Raw genomic sequence first — 3686 nt, 5'->3', positions numbered from 1 at the left:
GAGATCTTCGGCCCAGTGCTGTCGGTGATCGCCTTCGACACCGCCGAAGAAGCCATCGCCATTGCCAACGACACGCCGTATGGCCTGGCCGCTGGCATCTGGACCTCGGACATTTCCAAGGCCCACAAGACCGCACGTGCCGTGCGCGCTGGCAGCGTATGGGTCAACCAGTACGACGGCGGCGACATGACCGCGCCGTTTGGTGGCTTCAAGCAGTCGGGCAACGGCCGTGACAAGTCGCTGCATGCACTGGAGAAGTACACCGAGTTGAAGGCGACCTGGATCAAGCTGTAATCGTAAGGGGCCGCTTTGCGGCCCATCGCCGGCAAGCCAGCTCCCACAGGGATTGCGCATGGCTTGAGGTCACCGCTGTCAGGGTGGGAGCTGGCTTGCCGGAGATGGGCTGCAGAGCAGCCCCCTCAATGTTCCTGCAGCAACTGGCTCAACACCGCCCGTAACTTTCCAGGTTTGACCGGTTTGTTCAGCAGCGGCGCGCCTAGCTTCTGCAAGCCGCGCCGGCACTGGTCACTGCGGTCGGCGGTGATGATCACCGCCGGTATCGCCTTGGCAAAATGCTCACGCAAGTGCTTGACCACCTCGCAACCCACCACGCCATGGTCCAGGTGATAGTCGGCCAGGATCAGCTCCGGCGCCCGCCCCTGCAAGGCCAGCAAGGCCCCTGCCTGATCAGTGGCGGTGACCACCTCACAGCCCCACTGCCCCAGCAGCGCGCCCATGCTTTCGAGGATGCTCACTTCATTATCCAGCACCAGCAAGCGACGGCCCGGTAGCGGGTTGCCGACGCTTGGCTGCGGCACAACCTGGTGAACGGCCAACGGCATGTCTTCGCCAATCGGTACCTCAATACTGAACACCGAACCACGCCCCGGCCACGAACGCACCTCAATCCGGTAGCCCAGAATCTTGGCAATCCGCTCGACGATGGCCAACCCCAGCCCCACACCCTTGCGGTCGGCTGCGCGGCCGACGTCCAGTTGGTTGAACTCAAGGAAGATTGCCTGCAACCGGTCCTGGGCAATGCCTCGCCCGGTATCCCACACCTCCAGCCGCAAATGGCCACCTCGGCGCCTGGCTCCCAGCAAAACCCTGCCTTCATCGGTGTACCGGCAGGCGTTGCTGAGGAAGTTGCGCAGGATGCGCGTCATCAGCCGCAGGTCGGTGCTGATGGCATAGTCCGGGATGCGAGCATGCAGCTTGAGGCCTTCCGCTTCGGCTACCGTACCAAACTCCGAGACCAGTGGCCCGAACAGCTCGTCGAGGCGGTACACGGCCACGTCCGGTTTAACCGCCGCCTGGTCGAGCCGGGAAATATCCAGCAGGTCGGTCAGCAGGTCTTCGGCACCCTCCAGGGCCTGGTGGGTACGCTCCACTAACACGTGCTCGGCCTCTGGCAATGGCCGCTCGCGCAAGGTCGAGATGAGCAGGCGAGCGGCATTCAGGGGTTGCAACAGGTCATGGCTGGCGGCGGCAAGGTATTTGTCCTTGCTGCGGTTGGCGGCCTCCGCGGCATCGCGGGCCTCCAACAGTTCATCGGTACGCGCTGCAACCCGTTGCTCCAGTTCGTCATTGAGCTGTTGCAAACGCTGCTGGGCCTGCTTGCGCTCGGTGATGTCGGCGACAAAACCCTCCACCAGCCCTTCTTGCCCGGGCTTGAGCAGCAGGTTCATCAGCACATCCAGGTGGCTGCCATCCTTGCGTCGCAGGCGGGTTTCGTAGCCATGCAGGCTGCGCTCACGGGCGAGAATCGCGGTAATGGCCTGCAACTCCTCGGCACCGCCATCAAACAGGTGGGTGGCCAGGTCTGTCAGGGAAAACAGTACCGCTTGCGGGTCGTCATAGCCCAGCATGCGCGCCAACGCCGGGTTGGCGGCACGCATGCCGTCTTGCAGGCTGGCCTGGAAAATGCCGTGCACGGCGTTTTCGAACAGCCATTTGTAGCGATTGCGTTCGGCTTCCAGTTCGTCCAGGCGGGCGGAAAGCTCCGGGTAATGGCTTTTGCGTGCCGAGTGGTCGCCCAGCCCCAGCAGCCCGGCCAGCGCCCGCTGCTGCTCGTCAGAGGGCCTCGCCATAGACCACCTCGACATCACGCTGGCTCGACGCGCGAGGGTTGGTGAGAATGCACGGGTCATCCATCGCATGCTGCGACAGGAACGGGATATCGGACGTGCGCACCCCGTGCAGCCCCAAGGTTTCGTGGAAGCCGATGGCGTGCTTCAGGGCGATCAGGTGCTCCACCAGGCGCCCGCAAATCTGCCGGTGGTTGAGGCCACGGCAATCGATGCCGAATACTTCGGCAATCACCTTGAAGCGCTCCGGCGCCGAGCTGTAGTTGAACGCCACCACATGCTCCACCAGCACGGCGTTGCACAAGCCATGGGGCAGGTCGAGAAAGCCGCCAAGGCTGTGGGACATGGCGTGAACCGCACCCAGGATCGCGTTGGAGAACGCCAGCCCCGCCTGCATGCTGCCCAGCATGATCTTCTCGCGCAGGCCGATATCGGTGGGGTTGGCGATCATCTCCACCAGGTTGCCATTGATCAGGCGCATGGCCTCCAGGGCATGGGGGTCGGTCAGCGGGCCGTGGCCGGTGGACACAAACGCTTCGATGGCATGCACCAGCGCATCGATACCGGTACAGGCCGACAGGAACGGGTCCATGCTCAGGGTGGTTTGCGGGTCGATCAGCGACACGTCCGGCACCACCGCCTTGCTGACGATGGAGAACTTCATGCGTTCCTGCTGGTTGGAAATGATCACGAACTGCGACACGTCGGCCGAGGTGCCAGCGGTGGTCGGGATCAGGATCAGTGGCGGGCTGGGCACGCGGATCATGTCCACGCCTTCGAATTCGAGAATGCTGCGCCCGTGGGCGACCACGATGCCGATGGCCTTGCCGCAATCCATAGGGCTGCCGCCGCCAACGGCGACGATCACGTCACAGTGGTTTTGCCGGTAGATTTCGGCGCCAAGCATCACCTCCTCGACCCGTGGGTTGGGTGATACGGCCGTGTACAGGCAGTAGTCGATGCCTTGCGCCTGCAAGCTGGCTTCGACGTCGGCCACCCAGCCGGCGGCGATCACGCCGGGGTCGCTGACCACCAGCACCTTGCGTGCGCCGAAGGTCTTTGCGTAATTGGCAACGTTGTGCCGGCAACCGGCACCGAAGATGATTTCAGGCGAGACGAACTTGCGAAGCGGGCTGAAACTCTGGCTCATCGTGAAGCCTGTTCTTATTGTTCTGGAAGGTAACTGCCAGCGTAAAGCATCCCGCAGCGAAAGCAACCAGACCAAAGCGTGGCACTGGCTCAACCACCGGGAATCAGGGGGAACCGGCCACCGTGGCGATGGCCGGGGGTACATCAGCGATTGGCGAAATACATCGTCACTTCAAAGCCGATGCGCAGGTCGGTAAAGGCGGGTTTATTCCACATGGGCAATCCTCTTCTTATGCCGGGGGATTCCGGTAGAGGCATTAATGCACGGGGGGCCCCGGGGCCGAATGCTACTTTGGAAGGTAATTGTGGGGTGCGTTGGTAGGGGTGCGAATCCCTTGAGTTTGCCGCGATCCCCTGTAGGAGCGGCCTTGTGTCGCGAAAGGGCTGCGCAGCAGCCCCAGGATTTCAGCGATGATGCGACTATTGTTGGGGCTGCTGCGCAGCCCTTTC

At 62.9% G+C, this 3686-nt stretch carries 4 protein-coding genes; 1 reads left to right on the top strand and 3 read right to left on the bottom strand.

What is annotated here, in order from left to right; all coding sequences use genetic code 11:
- The coding region (locus ACQKPZ_RS28025) for an aldehyde dehydrogenase family protein (RefSeq protein WP_427538918.1) at positions 1-294 on the top strand (294 nt) is incomplete at its 5' end.
- 125 nt (positions 295-419) lie between these two features.
- Here ACQKPZ_RS28025 and ACQKPZ_RS28020 read toward each other — a convergent pair.
- From ACQKPZ_RS28020 to pqqA, 3 genes are all read right to left on the bottom strand, one after another.
- Positions 420-2090, bottom strand: coding sequence for a PAS domain-containing hybrid sensor histidine kinase/response regulator (locus ACQKPZ_RS28020; protein WP_427544513.1), 1671 nt, complete (start codon positions 2088-2090; stop codon positions 420-422).
- Positions 2074-3237 (bottom strand): alcohol dehydrogenase-like regulatory protein ErcA, encoded by a 1164-nt coding sequence (gene ercA / locus ACQKPZ_RS28015; protein WP_427544510.1) that lies wholly within the window; start codon positions 3235-3237, stop codon positions 2074-2076. Before ercA ends, ACQKPZ_RS28020 begins: the two co-directional genes overlap by 17 nt.
- A gap of 143 nt (positions 3238-3380) precedes the next feature.
- Positions 3381-3452, bottom strand: coding sequence for a pyrroloquinoline quinone precursor peptide PqqA (pqqA, locus tag ACQKPZ_RS28010; RefSeq protein ID WP_010455123.1), 72 nt, complete (start codon positions 3450-3452; stop codon positions 3381-3383).
- Positions 3453-3686: the final 234 nt, after the last annotated feature.

Origin of the sequence: Pseudomonas sp. NPDC089547, from assembly GCF_050280665.1 — a bacterium.
In the GTDB taxonomy this organism is placed as follows: Bacteria; Pseudomonadota; Gammaproteobacteria; order Pseudomonadales; family Pseudomonadaceae; genus Aquipseudomonas.
This window is presented reverse-complemented; position numbering and strand designations above follow the sequence as displayed.

What these genes read in the sequence shown, in the direction of transcription:
- ACQKPZ_RS28020 (WP_427544513.1), bottom strand. Translation starts at nt 2,090, where the DNA reads ATGGCGAGGCCCTCTGACGAGCAGCAGCGGGCGCTGGCCGGGCTGCTG.
- ercA (WP_427544510.1), bottom strand. Translation starts at nt 3,237, where the DNA reads ATGAGCCAGAGTTTCAGCCCGCTTCGCAAGTTCGTCTCGCCTGAAATC.